Source organism: Priestia sp. 179-F W1.4 NHS (genome assembly GCF_045369295.1).
Classification (GTDB): domain Bacteria; phylum Bacillota; class Bacilli; order Bacillales; family Bacillaceae_H; genus Priestia; species Priestia zanthoxyli.
In genome coordinates this window covers 37,563-58,458 of record NZ_JBIQFF010000004.1, presented here as the reverse complement: position 1 = coordinate 58,458, position 20,896 = coordinate 37,563, and the positions used below count along the sequence as shown (strand labels likewise).

Genomic DNA, 20,896 nt, shown 5'->3' with positions numbered 1-20,896 from the left:
TTTCAAAGGGAATTTGAACTTTCTAATTTTTTAAATAATTAAGGGAAAAACTGGTGATAAAAGCGCTTTCTTCTTTTATAATGAAAGTTGTAAGGGGAACACACAATTACATAACATTGTGTAGTAGTACAAACATCAGACAACTAAGGGATAGGGGGATTTGTAATGAATGCGGTTACGATTGTTATTGGATCTATCTGTATTTTAATGATTGCGTATCGGCTTTATGGAACATTCATGGCTGTTAAGGTCTTGAAACTAAACGATGCGCAAAAAACGCCGGCACATGAGCTTGAAGATGGAAAAGATTACGTGCCAACCAATCGATGGGTAACATTTGGTCATCACTTTGCAGCTATTGCAGCTGCGGGTCCGCTCGTTGGACCTATTTTAGCAGCTCAGTTTGGCTATTTGCCCGGACTGCTCTGGCTTTTAATCGGAGCTGTAATCGGAGGAGCCGTTCACGATGCAGTTGTGTTATTTGCATCTATGCGCCAAAAAGGCCAGTCGCTTTCAGAAGTGGCTAAAAAAGAGCTAGGACCCGTCGCTGGCTTTTGTACAGGTTTAGCTATGCTTTTTATCATTACCATTACAATGGCCGGTTTATCTATGGTCGTGTTACACGCCCTTGAGAAAAATCCTTGGGGTACATTCGCTGTTGGAATTACTATTCCGATCGCAATGGGGGTAGGTATTTACCACAAAAAAACAGGTAATTTAAAAGCGGCTTCTACCGTCGGCTTCATTTTAATTTTAATCGCCGTATTTAGCGGTCCTTATATTCAAGGAACAGCTTTAGGAGATTTTTTAACGCTAGATATTAAAACACTTTCAATTATTCTTCCCGTTTATGCATTTTTTGCAGCGGCCTTGCCCGTTTGGCTGCTTTTAGCACCTCGAGATTACTTAAGCAGCTTTATGAAAATTGGTGTCTTTATCGCGCTGATTGTAGGCGTGTTTTTCGTAAATCCAGCAATTCCATTTCCTGCAGTTACTGAATTTATTCACGGAGGCGGCCCTATTTTAGCAGGACCTGTGTGGCCGTTCATTTCCATTACGATCGCCTGCGGTGCTATTTCTGGCTTCCATGCATTTGTTGGTTCAGGAACAACCCCTAAGATGCTCGATCGTTGGAGTGACATTAAAGTTGTAGGCTTCGGCGCGATGTTAGTCGAATGCTTAGTAGGAATTATGGCATTAATTGCCGCAACTGCTTTACATCCTGGAGACTATTTTGCAATCAACTCTACACCTGAAGTGTTCAAAACGCTTGGCATGAACGTAACGGCTCTTCCTCAGCTTAGCCAAGAAATTGGCCTAAACTTAGAAGGCCGTACAGGCGGCGCTGTTACACTGGCTGTAGGAATGACGTATATTTTCACGGAAATTCCTTGGTTCAGCCACCTGTCTTCTTACTTTTTTCAATTCGTTATTATGTTTGAAGCAGTGTTTATTTTGACTGCTATCGACGCGGGTACACGCGTTTCCCGCTATTTAATTCAAGACTTTTTTGGTGAATTTTATAAGCCATTGAAGCGAGTAGACTGGCTTCCTGGGTCCATTTTTGCAAGTGCCCTAGCCTGTTTTATGTGGGGATACTTATTGTTCTCAGGAGATATTGGTTCAGTTTGGGCGCTGTTCGGCGTATCGAATCAGTTAATGGCATCCATTGGTTTAATTATTGGTGCAACCGTTATTCTTAGAATTGCAGATAAGCGCTCCTATATGCTTACTTGTCTTATTCCACTAGCCTACCTTTACGTAACGGTTAACTACGCGGGTTATTGGATGGTTAAGAATGTGTATTTAAATGAAGCTGCGGCAGGTTACAGCATATTAAATGCGACTCTTTCAATCATCATGCTTATACTCGGTCTCATTATTATGATTGCCGCGATTCAAAAATGGACGCAGCTTTGGCGCACGCCTCAGGCTGAACTAGCGGCGAAAGCAAACTTATCACAAAATATATAAAACGAACACGCTTGCTTATATAAGCAAGCGTGTTTTTGATATGGTAATAGCCGGTCAAAATAATTGCACACCAGGCATTTTTATTATTAAACTAAATATACTATACAGAAAATTTTTAAAATAGTTCGTACACTTCACATGCTTATAACCCCCACTGACTACATCTCAAAATTAACACTTTAAATTATAATAATTATAATTTAGTATTGATTTTTTATTTAAAAATGTTATTATTATTTCTAACATAATAAAATTCAAATAAGAGGTGGTTCTAAGATGACAACAAACAAGAATAACCTAACGACTAGTTGGGGATCTCCGGTTGGAGATAATCAAAATTCGATGACCGCTGGTTCACGCGGACCTACTTTAATTCAAGATGTTCACCTTTTAGAGAAATTAGCCCATTTTAACCGAGAGCGTGTTCCTGAACGCGTCGTACACGCAAAAGGCGCCGGTGCCCACGGTTATTTTGAAGTGACAAACAATGTTTCAGCCTATACAAAAGCAGCTTTCCTTTCTGAAGTAGGAAAACGAACACCTCTATTTGTTCGCTTTTCAACAGTAGCTGGTGAAAACGGCTCAGCAGATACCGTTCGCGACCCTCGCGGATTTGCTGTTAAATTTTATACAGAAGAAGGCAACTACGACTTAGTCGGAAATAATACACCTGTATTTTTCATCCGAGATGCGATTAAATTTCCCGATTTTATTCATACACAAAAACGCGATCCACGCACGCATTTGAAAAACCCGACGGCCGTGTGGGATTTCTGGTCTTTATCTCCTGAATCTTTGCATCAAGTTTCTATTTTAATGTCTGATCGCGGTATCCCGGCAACGTTACGCCATATGCATGGATTTGGCAGCCATACATTTAAATGGGTTAATGCCGAAGGAGATGGCGTTTGGGTAAAATATCACTTTAAAACAGAGCAAGGCGTGAAAAATCTGTCTCCAGACGTAGCCGCAAAGCTAGCTGGTGAAAATCCAGATTATCATACTGAAGATCTATTTAATGCCATTGAAAAAGGCGATTTCCCTTCATGGAAGCTGTACGTTCAAATTATGCCATTAGAAGACGCTGATACGTACCGCTTTGATCCGTTTGACGTAACAAAGGTTTGGTCACAAAAAGACTATCCGTTAATTGAAGTAGGTCGCATGGTCTTGGACCGAAATCCAGAAAATTATTTTGCCGAAGTGGAGCAAGCTACATTCTCACCTGGAACGCTTGTACCGGGAATTGACGTATCACCTGATAAAATGCTGCAAGGTCGACTATTCGCATACAGCGATGCACATCGCTACCGCGTGGGTGCTAACCATCAAGCGCTACCTATTAACCGTCCGCGCAATGAAGTAAATAACTATCAGCGTGATGGTCAAATGCGCTTTGACGATAACGGCGGCCGTTCTGTTTACTATGAGCCAAACAGCTTTGGCGGTCCGACAGAATCTCATGAAAATAAACAAGCGGCATACCCTGTTTCAGGCGTTGCCGATAGTGTTGCATATGATCATAACGACCATTACACGCAAGCAGGTGACTTATACCGCCTTCTAAGCGAAGACGAGCGTACACGACTAGTTGCAAACATCGTTGAAGCTATGAAGCCTGTAGAAAAAGAAGAGATTAAACTGCGTCAAATTCAGCACTTCTACAAAGCGGATCCAGAGTATGGAACACGCGTTGCAGACGGTTTAGGATTGTCTGTTCCGCAGCAAGTAAAATAAAGATATCAGTTTTCCTAATGAGAAAATAAAGGTGTTTTTCTCATTTTAGATTCTCGTTTATTCTCAATTAGTTTAACATTTTATCACTAAATAAGTATCCATATTTTATGGATACTTATTTAAATTCTTGTAAAAAGAGGAAGGGATGAAGAAATGATTGGACAAGAAATAAGATGTAATCAGTGTCATAGAGAAATAAAAGTACTAAAGCACAGTACACTTTGCGGTTGCGGAATAAAATTACGAACGCTAAAAAAAGAGAAGCAACCAGCATAATGAGGTTGCTTCTCTTTTTTACTAGATATGCTGTTTATATTCACTCACATTAAAGAGTAATCGTTACTTTAAATAAATCTCCGTCAATTTCAATATTCAATTCTCCTCCGTGCAAATCAATAATTGACTTAGCAATAGCTAAACCAAGTCCAGAGCCATCGGTTTGTCTTGAGGCGTCCCCTCTTTTAAATCGTTCAAACAGCTCGTCTGCCTGCTCATTTAACTCATATTTACTTACATTTTTAAACGTTAGTTTCACTTGTTCGTTTATTTCTTGAACAGAAATATAGACACGCGTTTGTTCAAGTGAATATTTCAATATGTTCTCTATCAAATTGTCAAATACTCTCCATAATTTTTGACCATCTACAGTAGCAAATATCGGCTTTTGGATAGATTGAATACGAAATTGGAGAGTTGAATCTTTAATTGCTTCATCATATTCAGCTAAAGCCTGATGAAGAAGCTGATTAATATCAATTGTGTCTTTATGCAATTCTACATTTCCACTTGCCATTTTTGATACTTCAAACAAATCATCAATAAGTGTCTGTAAACGTTTTGATTTACGGTCAATAATTTCAACGTAAGCATGTTGTTCGTCCGAAGTAAGATCTTGGGACTTTAGCAACGCTGTATATGTCATAATAGAAGTCAATGGTGTTCTTAAATCGTGACTGACGTTGGTAATTAACTCCGTTTTCAAGCGTTCACTTTTAACTTGAACATGCTGAGATGTTTGAATTTGCTGCTGAATATGATTTATATCTATCGCTGCTTGAGTTAAAGCTGATTTTCCTTTGATAGGTAACGGCTCTTTCCACTCAGCTGTGGCGATTTGATTAATGGAAATAATAATTTTATTTAAATAATTAATTCGTAGCATAAGCAGTATCAAAGTAACCACTCCTATAACACTGCCGACAGCTAAGTATAGTATAGACACTTGTTCTACAAACATAGATCCACTGGTCAATAAAGCTGCAACAGCAAATACTGCAAAAACTAAAAGCAGTACTACAACCATTATATACATGCCAATATGTCTGATAATAAAAATAGATTGAAGAAAATAAATGACTTGATAAACACACGTTCTGTTATATTCTTCTTTTATATCATCTAGTGTGCGCATACGCTGAAACAGTAAAAATACTTGAAGTACCCACAGACAAATAGCTATGGATATAGCTATCATATAAAAGAAAAATGTAGCAACATGCTTATATGATTCTAATAAAGAAGTTGGATAGCCGTTCAGAACTAGACTTGATGTGAAAAATGAGTACAAAAGAAAAACAATTATACACATATCTAAAGGTACTTTTTTATAAATCCTCTGTACGGCAGTTTGTCTTGTTATTTCTTTTAAATGTCCGGTTATTGTTTTTTTATAAATGAAGTAAACTATTAACAGAGCTATTATCCCTGACAATACATACACGAGAAATACTACATTTTGATGATGAAAATAGTTATACTCATCAAATAAAGAACTACTGAAAGCTTCTTTTTCAGGAACAGCAATTATACCCGTAAACTTCTGCTTTAAATACCGGTTTGGAATCTCTGAGTCTGTCTCACTGCTTAACAATGAATTTTTATATTCATCTAGTTGAAACACAAGGGGTGATTGAGCTGAATAGGTATGTTTATACAACATATTTTTTTGTTTTACTAATTGATTAACGTTTTCCTTGCTTGCATTTTGGATGTTCGTATATATTTTTTGTGTGTTTCTATCTTTCAAATAATACATGATGTCTTTTTTATATTGAGATAATGGTTTTTGCCGATCAAAAGCTTCATCATAAATTCTCGTTATTTCGAATTCTTTATTTTTTGCTATTTCTTCTCGAACAAATTGATCATCTTGAAACTTTTTTTGAATGTTTTTAACTTCTAGATCCCGCTGCTTTACATAGGCATCTTCAACTTTTTTACTCTTTGCTTGCTTAGCGTCTTCTATTTTTTCTTCATATTTATCGTGTACGTTTTGTATTTGTTCCGTTAAGTTTCCTTCTGCATATCGATACGACTCAATTTCTTCTTCTGTTATCGTATTTGCGTTAACGGTATTTTTATTCTTGGATGTCAATTCTAAGAGGTAAAGATCATTTGTAAAACGATCTATTTCTTTTTGGAATTCTTCTGATTTTACATAGGTACTTTTTTGTAAGTAGTTTGCTTTTACTAGGTTATGCATGCTGCCAATAGAAGAAATGGTTGCTCCTAAACCAAATAAAAACAAGATAATACCTATAGCTAAAATAACGCTATTTTTCCATTTTATATCCAAGTCCCCACACAACCTTTACATATCTCGGATTTTTTGGTTCAATCTCAATTTTTTCTCTTATTTTTCTAATGTGCACTGCTACCGTATTTTCTGCGTTGTAGCCGGGTTCATTCCATACGCGCTCATAAATATCATGTATGGAAAAAACTCTTCCTGCATTTTTCATTAATAATTCTACAATTTTATACTCAATGGGAGTGAGCTTAATGAATTCCCCATCAAGAGTGACGGACTTAGCCTCAATATCAAGTACGAGACCTCGGATATTAATCGTCTTTGTTTCTTCATAGGTACCTAATGTCACATATCTTCTTAACTGTGATTTAACTCTTGCTATCAGCTCTAATGGATTAAAAGGTTTTGTCACATAATCGTCTGCTCCTACCTGCAGACCAAGCACTTTATCGGCATCTTCGCTTTTAGCACTCAGCATAATAATCGGGATATTTTTTTGTTCTCGAATTTTAAACGTTGTTGAAATGCCGTCTTGCCTTGGCATCATAATATCCAGAATAATCAAGTGAACTTTTTCTTTATTTAGTATCTCTATGGCTTCGATTCCATCTTTGGCCGTAAAGACTTTAATACCTTCATTTTTTAAATAAATAGCAATACCATTGCGGATTTCTTGCTCATCATCTACAACTAAAACCACATATTCGTTCATTGATTTCTCACACTCCTTTCAAAAGTATATCATGGGTCATTTCGTCTATGGGTTTTATTGTAAACTGCATTTCTTAAGAAAAAAGAAGGGGGAATCTTAAGATTTTCTTAAGCATCATATATTGAAAAAGGTTTAAGGAATAGGGATAACAGGAACGTTAAAAGAAAAAATATAATCAATTCCTCATTTGATTCTAAAGAACTATCCGTGAGCGATTATATCTTTTTATTTAAAAGGAGGATGATTTAACTTGGAACGGAATCATACAATTATGCAATTTTTCGAATGGCATGTGCCAGCTGATGGCGAGCATTGGAAACGCCTCAAAGAGCTCGCTCCTCAACTAAAAGAACAAGGAATTGATTCCGTGTGGATTCCCCCGGTTACAAAAGGTGTTTCATCAGAGGATAATGGCTACGGCGTTTACGACTTATATGATCTTGGCGAGTTTGATCAAAAAGGAACCGTTCGTACAAAGTATGGAACCAAGCAAGAGCTGCATGAAGCAATTGATGCCTGTCATAATCACGGAATTAATGTCTATGTTGATATTGTGATGAATCATAAAGCTGCAGCGGATGAAAAAGAAACCTTCCACGTCATTGAAGTAGACCCCATGAACCGAACAGAAGAGATTTCTGAACCCTTTGAAATTGAAGGGTGGACAAAGTTTACATTTGAAGGGCGCGGCGATCAATATTCTTCTTTCAAATGGAACTTTAATCATTTTAATGGCACTGATTACGATGATAAAAACGGAAAAGAAGGTGTGTTTCGTATTGCCGGGGAAAACAAAAGCTGGAACGAAAATGTTGATCAAGAGTTTGGCAACTACGATTATTTAATGTTTGCGAATATTGATTACGACCACCCTGAAGTTCGAGAAGAAATGATCAAATGGGGAAAATGGTTAGCAGACACCCTGCAGTGCGACGGTTACCGATTAGACGCCATTAAACATATTAACCATGATTTTATTAAAGAGTTTGCTCACGAATTGTCCTCTTCTCAAGAAAAGCCATTTTATTTTGTGGGAGAGTTTTGGAATCCAGAATTAACAGCCTGTCAGGAATTTTTAGACGTTATTGATTATCAAATTGATTTGTTTGACGTATCGCTGCATTACAAACTGCATGAAGCCTCTCAGCAAGGAAGAGATTTTGATTTAACCACAATTTTTGATGATACATTGGTTAAGACTCATCCGTTGAATGTTGTCACATTTGTAGATAACCATGACTCTCAGCCAAATGAATCTTTAGAATCTTGGGTAGAAGATTGGTTCAAACAAAGTGCTTACGCTCTAATTTTACTTCGTGAAGACGGCTATCCTTGTGTATTTTACGGAGACTATTTTGGGATAGGCGGAGAGCATCCAATTGAGGGAAAAGAAAAAGATATTTCTGCTCTCTTGCACGTACGCTATGACAAAGCATACGGACAGCAAGACGATTATTTTGATCACCCGAATACCATTGGATGGGTAAGGCATGGTGTAGAGGAATTTGAGAAGTCTGGATGCGCTGTGGTGATGTCAAACGGCGAAGACGGCGAAAAGAGAATGTTCGTCGGCGAACACCGAAGCGGACAAACGTGGATCGACTTCACAAATAACCGAGAAGACCAAGTTGTGATTGAAGAAGACGGCTACGGACACTTCCCTGTAAATGGCGGCTCTGTATCCGTTTGGGCTGAAGCATAAAAAAAACAGTGGCCTGCGCCACTGTTTTTTTACCATAGACCTAGCAGTTTCCACCACAAGCCGCCAATTCCAATCCAAATGATAATATGAATAATTGAAATTAAAAAGCCGAGCGACCACCATTTTTGCTGCGTTACATATCCACTACCGAAGAACACCGGTGCCGGTCCACTGCCGTAGTGAGTTAAACAGCCAAATAAATTGCTAAAGAACGCTAAAATTAATGCTGATAGTAACGGAGGCGCACCAGCGGCCACGATGACAGATAAAAATGCTGCGTACATAGCGCTGACGTGAGCCGTGTTACTCGCAAAAAAGTAGTGAGAATAAAAATATGCAATAGCTAGTATAATCAACGCCGTCATCCAAGACATATGACTAACAGTGCCTTTCATCAGATCACTGAACCAAGGAATCATGCCTAGATCATTTAAGAAAGTTGCCATCATAACCAAAACAGCAAACCAGACTAATGTATCCCATGCTCCCTGTTCTTTTTTGATGTCCGACCAGCTTAACACTTGCGTTAAAAGCAGCGCACATAGACCAATAAAAGCAGTTGTTGTTGCATTAATATTTAAATTAGCGCCAAAAATCCACAGCACAAGAAGAAGTAAAAATACGCCAATCATGTACCATTCTTCTTTCTTTAGCGGACCCATTTCATTTAGTTTTTTTGCTGCAATTTCAGATGCTTCCGGCGTTTCTTTTAATTCTGGCGGATACAGCTTATAAATAACGAGCGGAATAACAATTAAACTAATAATTCCAGGTACGATTGCAGCCGCTGCCCATCCAACCCATGAAATAGTCTTTCCTGTAATTTGTTCCGTCATTTTAACAGCAAGAGGATTGGCCGCCATTGCCGTTACGAACATAGCCGATGTAATCATATCGCCTTGAAACGATACTTTTGTTAAGAAAGCACCGACTCTGCGCTCCGTACCGTCTCCAGTTCTCGATCCGTATGTTTCAGATAAAGAACGAATGATTGGAAGAATAATTCCTCCAGCTCGTGCTGTATTAGACGGCATTGCAGGTGATAAAAGTAAATCACTTACGATAAGAGAATACGATAGTCCCAACGTCTTTTTACCGAACAAACGAACAAAGATATAGGCAACCCTTGTTCCTAGACCAGTCTTAATAAAACCTCTAGAAATAAAGAATGCAATAACGATCAACCAAATCGTCGTATTTTGAAAACCGCTGAGTGATTGTTCAAGTGTTAATGTATTAGTTAATACAATAATGGTTAAAGATAAAATAGCTACACTGCCTAATGGCAATGGTTTAATGATAAGACCTACGATAGTAGCCACAAAAATAGCGAATAAGTGCCAAGCCTTCACATCAAGTCCGGAGGGAGGTGTAATAAACCATAAAACAAGTCCGATTGCCAGACAAATTAATAAAGGAATAAACTTCACTTCGCCGGCAGGCTTTTTAGTTGTTTCAGCCATAATCTTTCTCCTTTCATGTTTTTAAATAATAATAGTAGTAGTATGCTCTTTCCCCTTCGTACCCAATACTTGTCCCATTTAAAATAAAATAATTGTAAAAATACGTTTCATAAGGATGATATTGTAAATTTGTGAAGCGTTGAGCATAATTCCTTTATTATTTTATCATACATATTGACAATTTTTATCTTTCACCTTCATTTTATTCCCTTCGAAATAGCTTGTAAGCGTTATTTCATCAGAATAAATAAGCTGCATGAGTTCATCATGCAGCCTTGCATTTAACGATTTACTTTTTGAATAAACACAACTTTGAGATAATCACCTGACTTAAATTCTTTTATTGTTTTAAAATCAGCTGGAAGAGAGAACTGCTCCATCATTTTGTAACGTTCCCCTTTTTCATTAAAAGCTTTTTCAATAAACGAATGAAATCTTTTCATATCAAAATTACTTGCATTCGTCGAAGCTACAATGACACCATTTGGCTTTGTAAGATCAATGGCTTCTTTTAATAAATCTTTGTAGTCTTTTGCCGCGCTGAACGTATGCTTTTTCGATTTAGCAAAGCTCGGCGGATCTAGCACCACAAGATCGAACGTCATATTCTTCTTAACCGCATATTTAAAATACTTAAAAACATCTTCCACAATAATGTCCTGTGCTTCGTGATCAATTCCATTTACACTAAATTGCTCAATTGTTTTTGCCAAGCTGCGATTGGCCAAGTCGACACTTGTTGTTTTCGCAGCTCCTCCAAGAGCGGCCGCCACTGAAAATGCGCCTGTATACGAAAACATGTTTAGAACGGTCTTTCCTTTTGCATATTTATCTCGAATCGTTTTACGGACGTCTCGCTGATCTAAAAAGACCCCAACCATCGCTCCGTCATTTAAATAAACGGCAAAACGAATATCATTTTCTCTTACAATTAAAGGGAATTCACCTTTATTTCCTGTGACAAAATCATCTTCTTCAATATACTGCCCTTTTACGTTGAAACGTTTTTTCTGGTACAGCCCTTTAAAGTTAGGCGCAGATTTTAAAGCTTCAATAACGTATTCTTTAAATTGATAAATTCCTTCACTATACCAGCTCGTGACGTAATATCCGTCATAATAATCAATGATTAAGCCGCCAATTCCGTCACCTTCACTATTAAATACACGAAAAGCAGTTGTATCTTCAGACGCATAAAAATCGTGACGAGAGGTAATAGCTCGCTGAATTTTTCGTACAAAAAACGCCGCGTCAATTTGTTCACTTTTCTTCTTCGTCAGAATCCATCCGTAGCCTTTGTTTTGTTTTCCATAATAGCCTTTGGCTAAGAATTGATTCTTTGGAGTGACTAAGTTAATAATAACGCCTTCTTCTTGCAGTTTATGACCATCAACAAGCGCATCTTTTTCAATGAGTGGATAACCTTTGTTCACTTTTTTAATAAAAGCTTCTTTAGCTATAACTTGTACTTCTTTTCTCATGTGTACACCCTATCTATTTAATTTAGTTCATTCTAGTTTTATCCATTTTACGAGAATAATCTACATTTATCTTAACATAGATAATCGTTGATGTTTCCAGTTAGAAAATAGAAAAGCAGCATGTGCCATAAAGCATCCTCGATTTCATATGTGGATGATCTTTTTACATAAATGTTCAATATTTTTAACAATGACTCAACAAATACAACACTTCTCTTTATATTTCCTCAACAATCCAATGATTTAATAGGTGTATGAATATGATTTGGAGGTTATCAACCATGAAAAAACGAGTATCTCTTGGACTATCTCTCACTCTCTTAGCTTCTAGCGCCGCTTCTGCTTTTGCAGCAGAGCATCATCCAGTTCAACATCCAAAACAAATCAAAAGCGTCGAATTTCAGCCAATGAAAGCACCTACTACGATTGAAAATATGGTTAAAACATATACAGATGCATCTGTAAAAGTAACGTATAAAGATGGAAGTGTGGAACAAACTCCTCTTAACTATAATCAACTCTTTCTTTCAAAAGATAAAATTGTCGACAATAAAGGCGAGTTAATTGCTGCAGGTACACCAATTGACGTAAACGGAGATCCAATTATTGACCGAAGCGTTCCTGATCAGCCATCACCATATGTATCAGATGCGCCGGATTCAAACAGCTTTATCACGATTAACGGGAAATCTTACATTGTGTCACACTATGAATATGACTCAGTTGATAATGCCGGAAATAAAGTATCAGGTCTCCCAGCTTCAATGACGCTTACACAAGTTGACCGAGATGATAAAACAGGAAAACTAACCGTCAACCATGCTAAAAAAATTGATTTTTCTAATGTAAATGGTTTGTGGACGCCGTGTAATGGCTCTACAACGGATTGGGGTACTCACCTCGGTTCAGAAGAATACGAGCCTGATGCACGCGCTTTTGAAGACCCTGCATCTAGCTCTTATAAAGACGTTACGAACTTCGCTAAGCTTTATTTCGGTGACACGTCAAAAGCAAACCCTTACTACTACGGCTGGATTCCAGAAATTTCAGTGGATGAAAGCGGCGATGCGTCTGTCGTAAAACATTACAGCACAGGCCGTTTTTCACATGAAATGATGCAGGTACTTCCAGATAATAAAACCGCTCTTTTTGGAGACGATGGGTCTAATACCATGATGTTTATGTATGTAGCAGATAAGGAAAAAGACTTCTCAGCAGGAACTCTTTATGCCGCAAAGTTTAAACAAACGAGCACAAAAAATGGAGGGAAAGGCGACCTTCAGTGGATTAAGCTTGGCCATGCAACAGACAATGAAGTGAAAACAATAATCGACAAAGGCACAAAATTCAGTGATATTTTTGAAACAGCCGACCAGCCTACAAAAGGATTTAAAGCAGTCAAAACCGCCGCAAGTAAAAAAGTTGAATATTTAAAAGTAAAGCCTGGCATGGAAAAAGCAGCTGCCTTTTTAGAATCACGCAGATACGGTGCGATTCTAGGTGCCACGTCTGAATTCAACAAGATGGAAGGACTAACGGTTAATAAAAAAGACAAAAAAGCGTATATGGCTATTTCTTACCAAAATAGTGCCATACTAAAAGAGCCTGGTGCTGTACAAGATGATATTCAGCTTCCAAAATTAGAGTCTGGTGTGACCTACCAGCTGAACTTAGGCTCGCATCAAAAAGACCAAGCAAAAGGCAAGATTAACAGCCGCTACGTTCCTGCAAGTATGGAAGGGCTACTGATTGGACAAGACCTAGAAAAAGCAGATGCATACGGCAATACAGCGGATCCAAATAAAATTGCCAACCCTGATAACCTTACGTATTCAAATGACTTAAATACACTGTTTATCGGAGAAGACAGCTCACTGCACACAAACAACTTTGTATGGGCCTATAATGTAAAAACAAAAAAACTATCACGCATCCTTTCGGTTCCAGTGGGAGCAGAAGCAACGGGACTTCGTGCAGTAGAAAACATTAAAAACTCTCGCTACGTACTAAGCAACTATCAGCACCCGGGCGAGGACATCAGCGACAAAAATATTACCGCTGTTGATAAAGAAGAGTTAGCTAATGCAATGAAAGAAAGCATTGGCATTCAAGAAACTGGTGGTGTCGGATACATTTCTGGACTGCCTTCTAAGGACGGCGCTCCTTACAAAAAGCATTAATACGTAATGAAACCACGTCTGTTGTGAGTGACAGACGTGGTTTTAGTATGTTTATTTTATGTATTATAGAATAACTCCACTATGATCTATGAACAAATCATCTAGGATATAACCCGCTAATCTCCTATGTTATGATAAAGTAAAAAGCTACTTAAGGAGGATGACTAATGAAGAAAAAAGTAAAAGTCGTTGCCGCAGTAATCGAAAATGAAAAAGAAGAAGTACTTTGTGCCTTGCGCTCCAATAATATGTCACTAGCGAACTTATGGGAATTTCCTGGTGGTAAAGTAGAAGAAGGCGAAGATATTTACTCTGCTTTAGTTAGAGAAATTGAAGAAGAGCTACATTGTAAAGTAAAAACGATTGATTTACATAATGAACACGTACACGAATACGAAACATTTATTATTGAACTTATTGCAATTAAAGCAGAAATCATAGAAGGTACCCCTCAACCAACCGAGCATGCAAAGCTACTTTGGCTAAACAAAGAAAATCTCCTTTCACTTGTTTGGGCTCCTGCAGATATTCCGGCAGTTGAATTATTGGTGAAAGAAAAATGAGGATGGGACATAACGAAATGAATTCCATCTAACGACGAACAAATGGGATACATGAGGTGAATCGCTTGTGACACCGCAGTTGATTTCCGTGCAAGGCTTCGCCTTGCCCTCCAATCAACTTCTAGAAGGAACGAAACAGATAAGATCTACGTTCACCGTAACAAAAAAACGAACTACTAATCAAACAGTTTGATTAATGGTTCGTTTTTTACTTCAACTACACTATTTTTGTCCCGCCTTCATACTTTTTCAGTAAACTCCGTATACAAAAGCTTTGGCACTTCGTGTTCAAGCTCTAAAATAACTGTGATTGGCTTTTCACCATCATACTCAACCGTGTTTCCTTTTCCAATATAGATGAACGGCTCGGTCTTACCGTCAATTTCACGGTATTTTCGTATAAATAAGTGTAGATGAATGCCTCTGTCTTTATTAAAAATAATATTCTTTCCTCGCTCAGACGTCTGTGCCGTACTGTTTGGTGTTTGCCAGTGGAACGTACGCTTATCAATGAACTTGTCCTGATAGTTAATACTTTCTTTAATATCTTCTTCCTTATGAAGATCAATAAATAAAAAGAACTCTGTTTCATTTACTAACAAGCCAGAACCACGGAATGAGCTATGCGTTTTACGATAGTTTGATAACAATGCGGGGTCCATCATGGTATATTGTTCATACAGTTTTAAATGTGGAATTCCATAATCTTCTTTTCCAAACTCTTTTTCATAGCGGAAAATTCCATAATCAATCGCGTCCTTAATGAACTGCTTAAACTGTGTATTATCCAGCACATTGGTAAAGGGCTCTGTTTTTACCGCTTCTTCTCCAGTAAACTCAATTAGCTTGAGCTTTGAACGAAGTTGACCGCTGTCGTAGTAGTCTTGATTTAACACTTCAAATGCGTGTTGTACTGAATCTTCTTCAACGTTATCTACATATTTTAAAACTTCTTGCTTCGCCTGGGACAATGAAATGTGATTGTGATTTAATAAATATTTTAAAATAACAAACTCGTAAACTCTCTTGATTGGCAGCTTGCTAGATAGCTCTTTTAGCGCACTTTCAAAGTCTTTATGCAATAAAAGTGATTTGAGCTGGTCGTCTTTTTCAGTCTTCGCTACAAACTGGAGATACGATTTTTCTTTATTAATAAACTTGATTGGATCTGGTGCTCCGTCAAATGTTAAATAATCCAACAAATAATAAGGAATTCTTCCTTGGTTTAGCTTTTTAAATTCATTGTATTCTTCTTTCAAATATTTCATGGAATTAAAGTTTTCATGATCAATTTGAGCTAAAATGCGATCGCGAGAAATCTCATCCATTTGAATATGCGTTGCCCCTGGAATACTTGGAAACCCTGTTGCGATGGCAACTTTTAAGCTTTCTTTATCGTAATAGCGGCTGCCGTTTAGCGCGAGCGCAATTAAAAAGACTTTGCTATGGTTTCCTATAAAGTCGAGCACTGTTAGAAATGATTTACTCTCATGCTTACGCAAGCCGCGACCTAACTGCTGTATAAATACAATAGGAGAGTTCGTTGGGCGAAGCATTAACACCGAATTTACTGATGGTATGTCGACACCTTCATTAAAAATATCAACAGAAAAAATAACTTCTAGTTCATCGTCCTCGTTTTCTAAACGCTCAATATATGCTTGACGATAAGGAATCGAGTGACTCCCATGTAAAACCTCACTTTTATAGCCTCGCTTATTGAACTCTTCTGCCATATACTCTGCATGCTCAACGCTTGCGCAGAATCCAAGCGCTTTACCCTTTAGACCATCATGACCATAAAACTCCATTTTTTCAATAATAAAATCAACGCGCTCGTTTACTTTTAAACGCTTGGTAACCTCTGTAATATCATCAATATCTATATCGCTTAAATCTACACCTTCAACATCTGTGATACCAAAGTAATGAAACGGCACCACCAATTGATCTTCCAACGCTTCATGAAGTCTCACTTCAATTCCAACATTATTATCAAACAGATCAAATACGTTCATGCTGTCACTTCGCTCCGGTGTAGCTGTCATTCCTAGCATAAAGACTGGGGTGAAATACTCCATTATCCTTTGATAAGATGGGCTCGTTGCGTGATGGGCTTCATCATAAATAATATAATCAAATTGGTCTCGATCGAATTCACTGTAATATTTCGTTAGTGTTTGAATCGTCGCAAATATGTAATCTGCCTCTTTATCCTTTGAATTCCCTGTCAAAAGACCAAAAGTCATCGATTCATTAACAAACAGTATTTCAAATGTTTCTTTTGCTTTTTTTAAAATCTCTTCTCTGTGCACAATAAAAAGCAGCCTTTTGGGTTTAACTTTCTGAACGTCAAAAGCTGACATATACGTTTTCCCTGTACCCGTAGCCGCAATTACAAGCGCTTTTGTTTCGCCAAAGCTACGCAAGCGTCTCAAGTTTTCCATCGCTCGCTGCTGCATTTTATTCGGGACAATATAGTTACTTCGTTCGAATACCTGCTGAGGCTTGTACGATGCTTCTTTTAACGCACCTAAAAATTTCTCGTACTCCGTCAAAAACTCGCTCGTCGCATCATCACTGATCTCCCACAAATACTCATATTCCTTTAGTACATCTTGAACAAAAGGAGACTCACCCTTTGACACAACTTCCACATTCCACTCAATATTGCTTTTTAAAGCGCTTTGCGTTATATTCGCGGAACCTATAATCACTTTATAATCGTTTTCATACTCAAAAATATAAACCTTCGTATGAAACCCCTTCTCTTCGACTTCACTAAACACTTTAAGGTCAATATGATCAAAGTTCTTAATTTTCTCTAATGCCTTCACTTCTGTAAAATTCAGATAAGTTGATGTAATAATACGCCCTTCCACGCCTCGACTAGCCGCTTCCTTCAAAGGATCTAAAAGAAGCTGAAGTCCGCTAAAATTAATAAAAGCCACACTAAAATAAAAGCTTTTACACTGTTTTAAAGACGTTACAAGCTCATGCAAGAGACTGGTGTTTTTTGAATTGACTAGTAACCGATTATTCATTGACTCCACCTTTTTCCATTAAACTGTTAGTTTTAGTTTAGAGGTTCTGAAAGAAGGGATCAATAGGGTTGGTTAATTAAAAAAATGTCAAAGTTAGACTTAGAGATCTTTTTAATACTTTTTATTTATGGTATGGTTTTCCGTCAAAACAAAATGTCTTGTTCCCTTGCACTTTTCCTCCCATACCATTAAAGTATATATTGGTTGAAGTTTATACTAGCATTCAACCTTATAAAAGAAATTACACTTTTTAATTTTGGGAAGATGTTTTCCCTAAAAGAAAGGGTTTAGATATAAGATGAAAGATAATTTTTGGCATGAGTTGCCGCGTCCGTTTTTTATTTTGGCACCGATGGAAGCTGTGACGGATGTCGTTTTTCGCCATGTTGTGACTGAAGCAGCACGACCTGACGTATTTTTTACAGAGTTTACGAATACGGAAAGCTACTGCCATCCGAAAGGAAAAGATAGTGTAAAAGGGCGTTTGACATTTACAGATGATGAACAGCCAATCGTTGCGCACATTTGGGGAGACAAGCCTGAATACTTCCGTCAAATGAGTATCGGTATGGCCGAAATGGGCTTTCGCGGCATTGATATTAACATGGGCTGCCCTGTACAGAACGTTGCAGGAAACGGAAAAGGTTCTGGTTTGATTCGCCGTCCAGATACTGCGGCTGAGATTATCCAAGCAGCCAAAGCTGGAGGGCTTCCAGTAAGCGTAAAGACTCGTCTTGGCTATACGCAAGTTGATGAGTGGTACGACTGGCTGAAGCACATTCTAGAACAGGATATCGTGAACCTTTCCATTCACCTTCGTACGAAAAAAGAAATGAGCGATGTTGACGCGCACTGGGAGTTAATCCCGGAGATCAAGAAGCTTCGTGACGAAATTGCGCCTCATACGCTTCTAACAATTAACGGTGATATTCCTGACCGCCAGAAAGGTCTTGAGCTTGCGGAGAAATACGGCGTTGATGGAATCATGATTGGACGCGGAATTTTCCATAATCCGTTTGCGTTTGAAAAAGAAAAGAAAGAGCACACAAGCGAAGAGCTATTAGAACTTCTTCGCCTGCAGCTAGACCTTCATGACAAATATTCTGAAGAACTAGAGCCGCGCCCTTTCAAACCGCTTCGACGCTTTTTCAAAATTTACGTTCGTGGATTCCGCGGTGCAAGTGAATTAAGAAATCTGCTCATGAGCACGGAAACGACTGATGAAGTGCGTGCATTGCTTGATGAGTTTAAAGACAGAGCTGGAGTGAAAGAAGACGAAGGTTTTTCTGTTTCTTAAATAAGAGCTCGTTTGCTTAAACTCAATTGTTCTATTTTATAGACGTTTGCTATTTATCCACATATGATAAAAGCTGAGGCAGAAGGTTCTACATTTCCTTCTGCCTCAGCTTTTGATGAAAAAATATCCACACATTCTATTTATGATAAGGTTCATTTCGAATAATACGAAAAGCTCGGTAAATCTGTTCTACTAATACTAGGCGCATAAGCTGATGAGGAAAGGTCATTTTTGAAAAAGAAAGAGCTGCGTTTGAACGTTTCATTACTTCGCTGCTTAAGCCAAGCGATCCGCCAATGACAAACGCTACTTTACTTTTTCCGTAAGTAGCTAATGAATCGATTTCTTTTGCCAGTTCCTCGGAAGATTTTTGTTTTCCGTTGATAGCTAATGCGATCACGTGAGTATCATCTGAGATTTTCGCTAAGATGCGCTCTCCTTCTTTTTGTTTCACCTGTTCCATTTCAGATTCACTTAAGTTTTCGGGCGCTTTTTCATCTGCAAGCTCAATAATTTCTACTTTTGCATAGCTTGATAAACGCTTTAAATATTCTTCAATGCCTTGTTTTAAGTATTTTTCTTTTAACTTCCCAATGGTTATAATAGAGATATTCACAGGCTATTCTCCTCTCCTTTATCCCTTATCCACAGATATTATCCACATATCCACATGTCATATCCACATTTTGTATAAGAATATTAGTTCCCTACTACATATACAGCTTCATTGTCACAATATTCGCAGCTTTTTTTGTCAGTTGAATTTTCTATTTTTTCAAAAACAGGTGCTAGCTCAATCTCATCTACCATTACATCCAGCGCTAGTTCCGTGTGTTCTAAACAGCAATATATCTTCATGTATTTATCTTCCTTTCTCTATTCTTTTCATTAAAAAACCACAGGAGTTTATCCCCTGTGGATAACTTTTCTTTTACTTCATTTGACGCGTTAATTTTACTTCTGTGGATTTCTTTTTGCCATCACGATAGAACGTTACATTCATTTTATCGCCAATTTCTTTTTCAATGTAGAGGTGTTTGCGAAGTGTCGCAATATCTCTTACTTTGCTGTGATCTAGCTCAACAATCACATCATATTCCTTCAACCCAGCTTTAGCGGCTGGCGAACCTGGCTCGACTTTTAGAACAGCGACTCCGTTTACTACATCATGCGGTAACTTAAGGGTTTCTTTTAAATGATACCCTGATACCTCACTTAATGATAGTGTACTAACTCCAAGATACGGACGTCTAACTTCACCATATCGTTCTAAGTCATTAATAATGGGCCTAGCCATGTTAATTGGTATTGCAAGACCAATGCCTTCTACTGCTTCTTGGGCAATTTTCATGGAATTAATGCCTATTAATTCACCATCAATATTAACAAGAGCACCCCCGCTATTGCCAGGGTTAATTGCGGCATCTGTTTGAATGACTTCTGATTGCCAATCAGGATTTCCATCGCCATTCAAATCTTGAGGAATGACACGGTTAACTCCTGAGACAACTCCTTGTGTAACGGATCCAGAAAATTGAAGGCCTAGCGGGTTTCCGATAGCAATCACTGGTTCACCAGCTTTAAGCTTATCAGAATTTCCGAAGGTAGCCACTTTTGTCACGTGACCTGCATCAATTTCAAGAACTGCTAAGTCCATTAAATCATCGCTGCCAAGAATTTTAGCTGATACCCTTGTACCGTTACTGAAGCTCACTTCAATTTCGTTAGCGCCTTTAATGACATGATAGTTTGTCACAATATAAGCTTTATTGCCTTGCTTTTTGTAAATAACACCTGAGCCCGTCCCGGCATCAGTTCGTTCATCATTCCAAAAGCTTTCAGAGTTCTGAATGTTTACAACTCCTACAACTGCTGCATTGGCTTCGGAAACAGCTTTTGTGACGGCCGTAGTGACGTCAAGAGATACTGACTTTTGTATCGTAGACCCTGTTTGTTCATCTCCGTTTTCATCATTCATCCATCCGTATGGCAAAATCCCGTTCCTCACCAAGGCTGGCATAAGAAGCAGTACAATAAGTGCACCTATAATAGCTCCAATCAGAGCAGAAGCGAAATATCCTCTGCGGCGTTTAGGCGGCCGACTATTCGGCTCTTGGCCTTCATCATAATGTTCCACACTATCACCGGACCCTTCATTTATCATCGTGAATGTCTGCATTCACGTACTAAATGAAGTTATTTTTCGCTTCCTT

The 20,896-nt window shown here is 38.1% G+C and carries 14 protein-coding genes; 6 read left to right on the top strand and 8 right to left on the bottom strand.

Annotated elements, in window-relative coordinates:
- Positions 1-165 precede the first annotated feature (165 nt).
- Positions 166-1,974, top strand: a complete 1,809-nt coding sequence (cstA, locus tag ACH0CI_RS18850; RefSeq protein WP_014457699.1) for a carbon starvation protein CstA — start codon at positions 166-168, stop codon at positions 1,972-1,974.
- A 276-nt stretch (positions 1,975-2,250) separates the two neighbouring features.
- Positions 2,251-3,711, top strand: a complete 1,461-nt coding sequence (gene katA / locus ACH0CI_RS18845) for a catalase KatA (protein ID WP_154974078.1) — start codon at positions 2,251-2,253, stop codon at positions 3,709-3,711.
- 325 nt (positions 3,712-4,036) lie between these two features.
- On the opposite strand, the gene ACH0CI_RS18840 is transcribed toward katA, so the two are convergent.
- Entirely contained in the window at positions 4,037-6,286 is a 2,250-nt protein-coding gene (locus tag ACH0CI_RS18840) for a sensor histidine kinase (RefSeq protein WP_406902084.1), read from the bottom strand.
- A complete protein-coding gene (locus tag ACH0CI_RS18835; RefSeq protein WP_028411932.1) occupies positions 6,264-6,953 on the bottom strand; it encodes a response regulator transcription factor in 690 nt (229 codons plus the stop codon). The genes ACH0CI_RS18840 and ACH0CI_RS18835 overlap by 23 nt, the downstream gene beginning before the upstream one ends.
- A 250-nt stretch (positions 6,954-7,203) precedes the next feature.
- Here ACH0CI_RS18835 and ACH0CI_RS18830 point away from each other — a divergent pair, with 250 nt between their 5' ends.
- A complete protein-coding gene (locus ACH0CI_RS18830; RefSeq protein ID WP_033580368.1) occupies positions 7,204-8,655 on the top strand; it encodes an alpha-amylase in 1,452 nt (483 codons plus the stop codon).
- A 29-nt stretch (positions 8,656-8,684) separates the two neighbouring features.
- Here ACH0CI_RS18830 and ACH0CI_RS18825 read toward each other — a convergent pair whose 3' ends face one another.
- The gene (locus ACH0CI_RS18825) at positions 8,685-10,118 is read right to left on the bottom strand and encodes an anion permease (protein ID WP_406902082.1); all 1,434 of its coding nucleotides are present in this window, start codon (positions 10,116-10,118) and stop codon (positions 8,685-8,687) included.
- 281 nt (positions 10,119-10,399) lie between these two features.
- Positions 10,400-11,599 carry a class I SAM-dependent rRNA methyltransferase gene (locus tag ACH0CI_RS18820; RefSeq protein WP_406902081.1) on the bottom strand — a complete coding sequence of 400 codons (1,200 nt, stop codon included), beginning with the start codon at positions 11,597-11,599 and terminating at the stop codon, positions 10,400-10,402.
- Positions 11,600-11,880: 281 nt separating this feature from the next.
- Between ACH0CI_RS18820 and ACH0CI_RS18815 the strand changes: the two genes are divergently transcribed.
- Positions 11,881-13,779 carry a PhoX family protein gene (locus tag ACH0CI_RS18815; RefSeq protein ID WP_406902080.1) on the top strand — a complete coding sequence of 633 codons (1,899 nt, stop codon included), beginning with the start codon at positions 11,881-11,883 and terminating at the stop codon, positions 13,777-13,779.
- 167 nt (positions 13,780-13,946) lie between these two features.
- Positions 13,947-14,342, top strand: coding sequence for a (deoxy)nucleoside triphosphate pyrophosphohydrolase (locus tag ACH0CI_RS18810; protein ID WP_033580362.1), 396 nt, complete (start codon positions 13,947-13,949; stop codon positions 14,340-14,342).
- 239 nt (positions 14,343-14,581) lie between these two features.
- Here ACH0CI_RS18810 and ACH0CI_RS18805 read toward each other — a convergent pair whose 3' ends face one another.
- A complete protein-coding gene (locus tag ACH0CI_RS18805) occupies positions 14,582-17,386 on the bottom strand; it encodes a DEAD/DEAH box helicase (protein WP_406902079.1) in 2,805 nt (934 codons plus the stop codon).
- Between the two features lie 298 nt (positions 17,387-17,684).
- On the opposite strand from ACH0CI_RS18805, the gene ACH0CI_RS18800 reads away from it, so the two are divergent.
- Positions 17,685-18,683, top strand: coding sequence for a tRNA dihydrouridine synthase (locus ACH0CI_RS18800; RefSeq protein WP_014457691.1), 999 nt, complete (start codon positions 17,685-17,687; stop codon positions 18,681-18,683).
- Between the two features lie 136 nt (positions 18,684-18,819).
- Here ACH0CI_RS18800 and rlmH read toward each other — a convergent pair whose 3' ends face one another.
- From rlmH to ACH0CI_RS18785, 3 genes are all read right to left on the bottom strand, one after another.
- Entirely contained in the window at positions 18,820-19,299 is a 480-nt protein-coding gene (rlmH, locus tag ACH0CI_RS18795; RefSeq protein ID WP_028411923.1) for a 23S rRNA (pseudouridine(1915)-N(3))-methyltransferase RlmH, read from the bottom strand.
- An 83-nt stretch (positions 19,300-19,382) separates the two neighbouring features.
- Positions 19,383-19,541, bottom strand: a complete 159-nt coding sequence (locus tag ACH0CI_RS18790; RefSeq protein WP_013059901.1) for a CxxH/CxxC protein — start codon at positions 19,539-19,541, stop codon at positions 19,383-19,385.
- 73 nt (positions 19,542-19,614) lie between these two features.
- Positions 19,615-20,847, bottom strand: a complete 1,233-nt coding sequence (locus ACH0CI_RS18785; protein WP_034263968.1) for a S1C family serine protease — start codon at positions 20,845-20,847, stop codon at positions 19,615-19,617.
- Positions 20,848-20,896 lie beyond the last annotated feature (49 nt).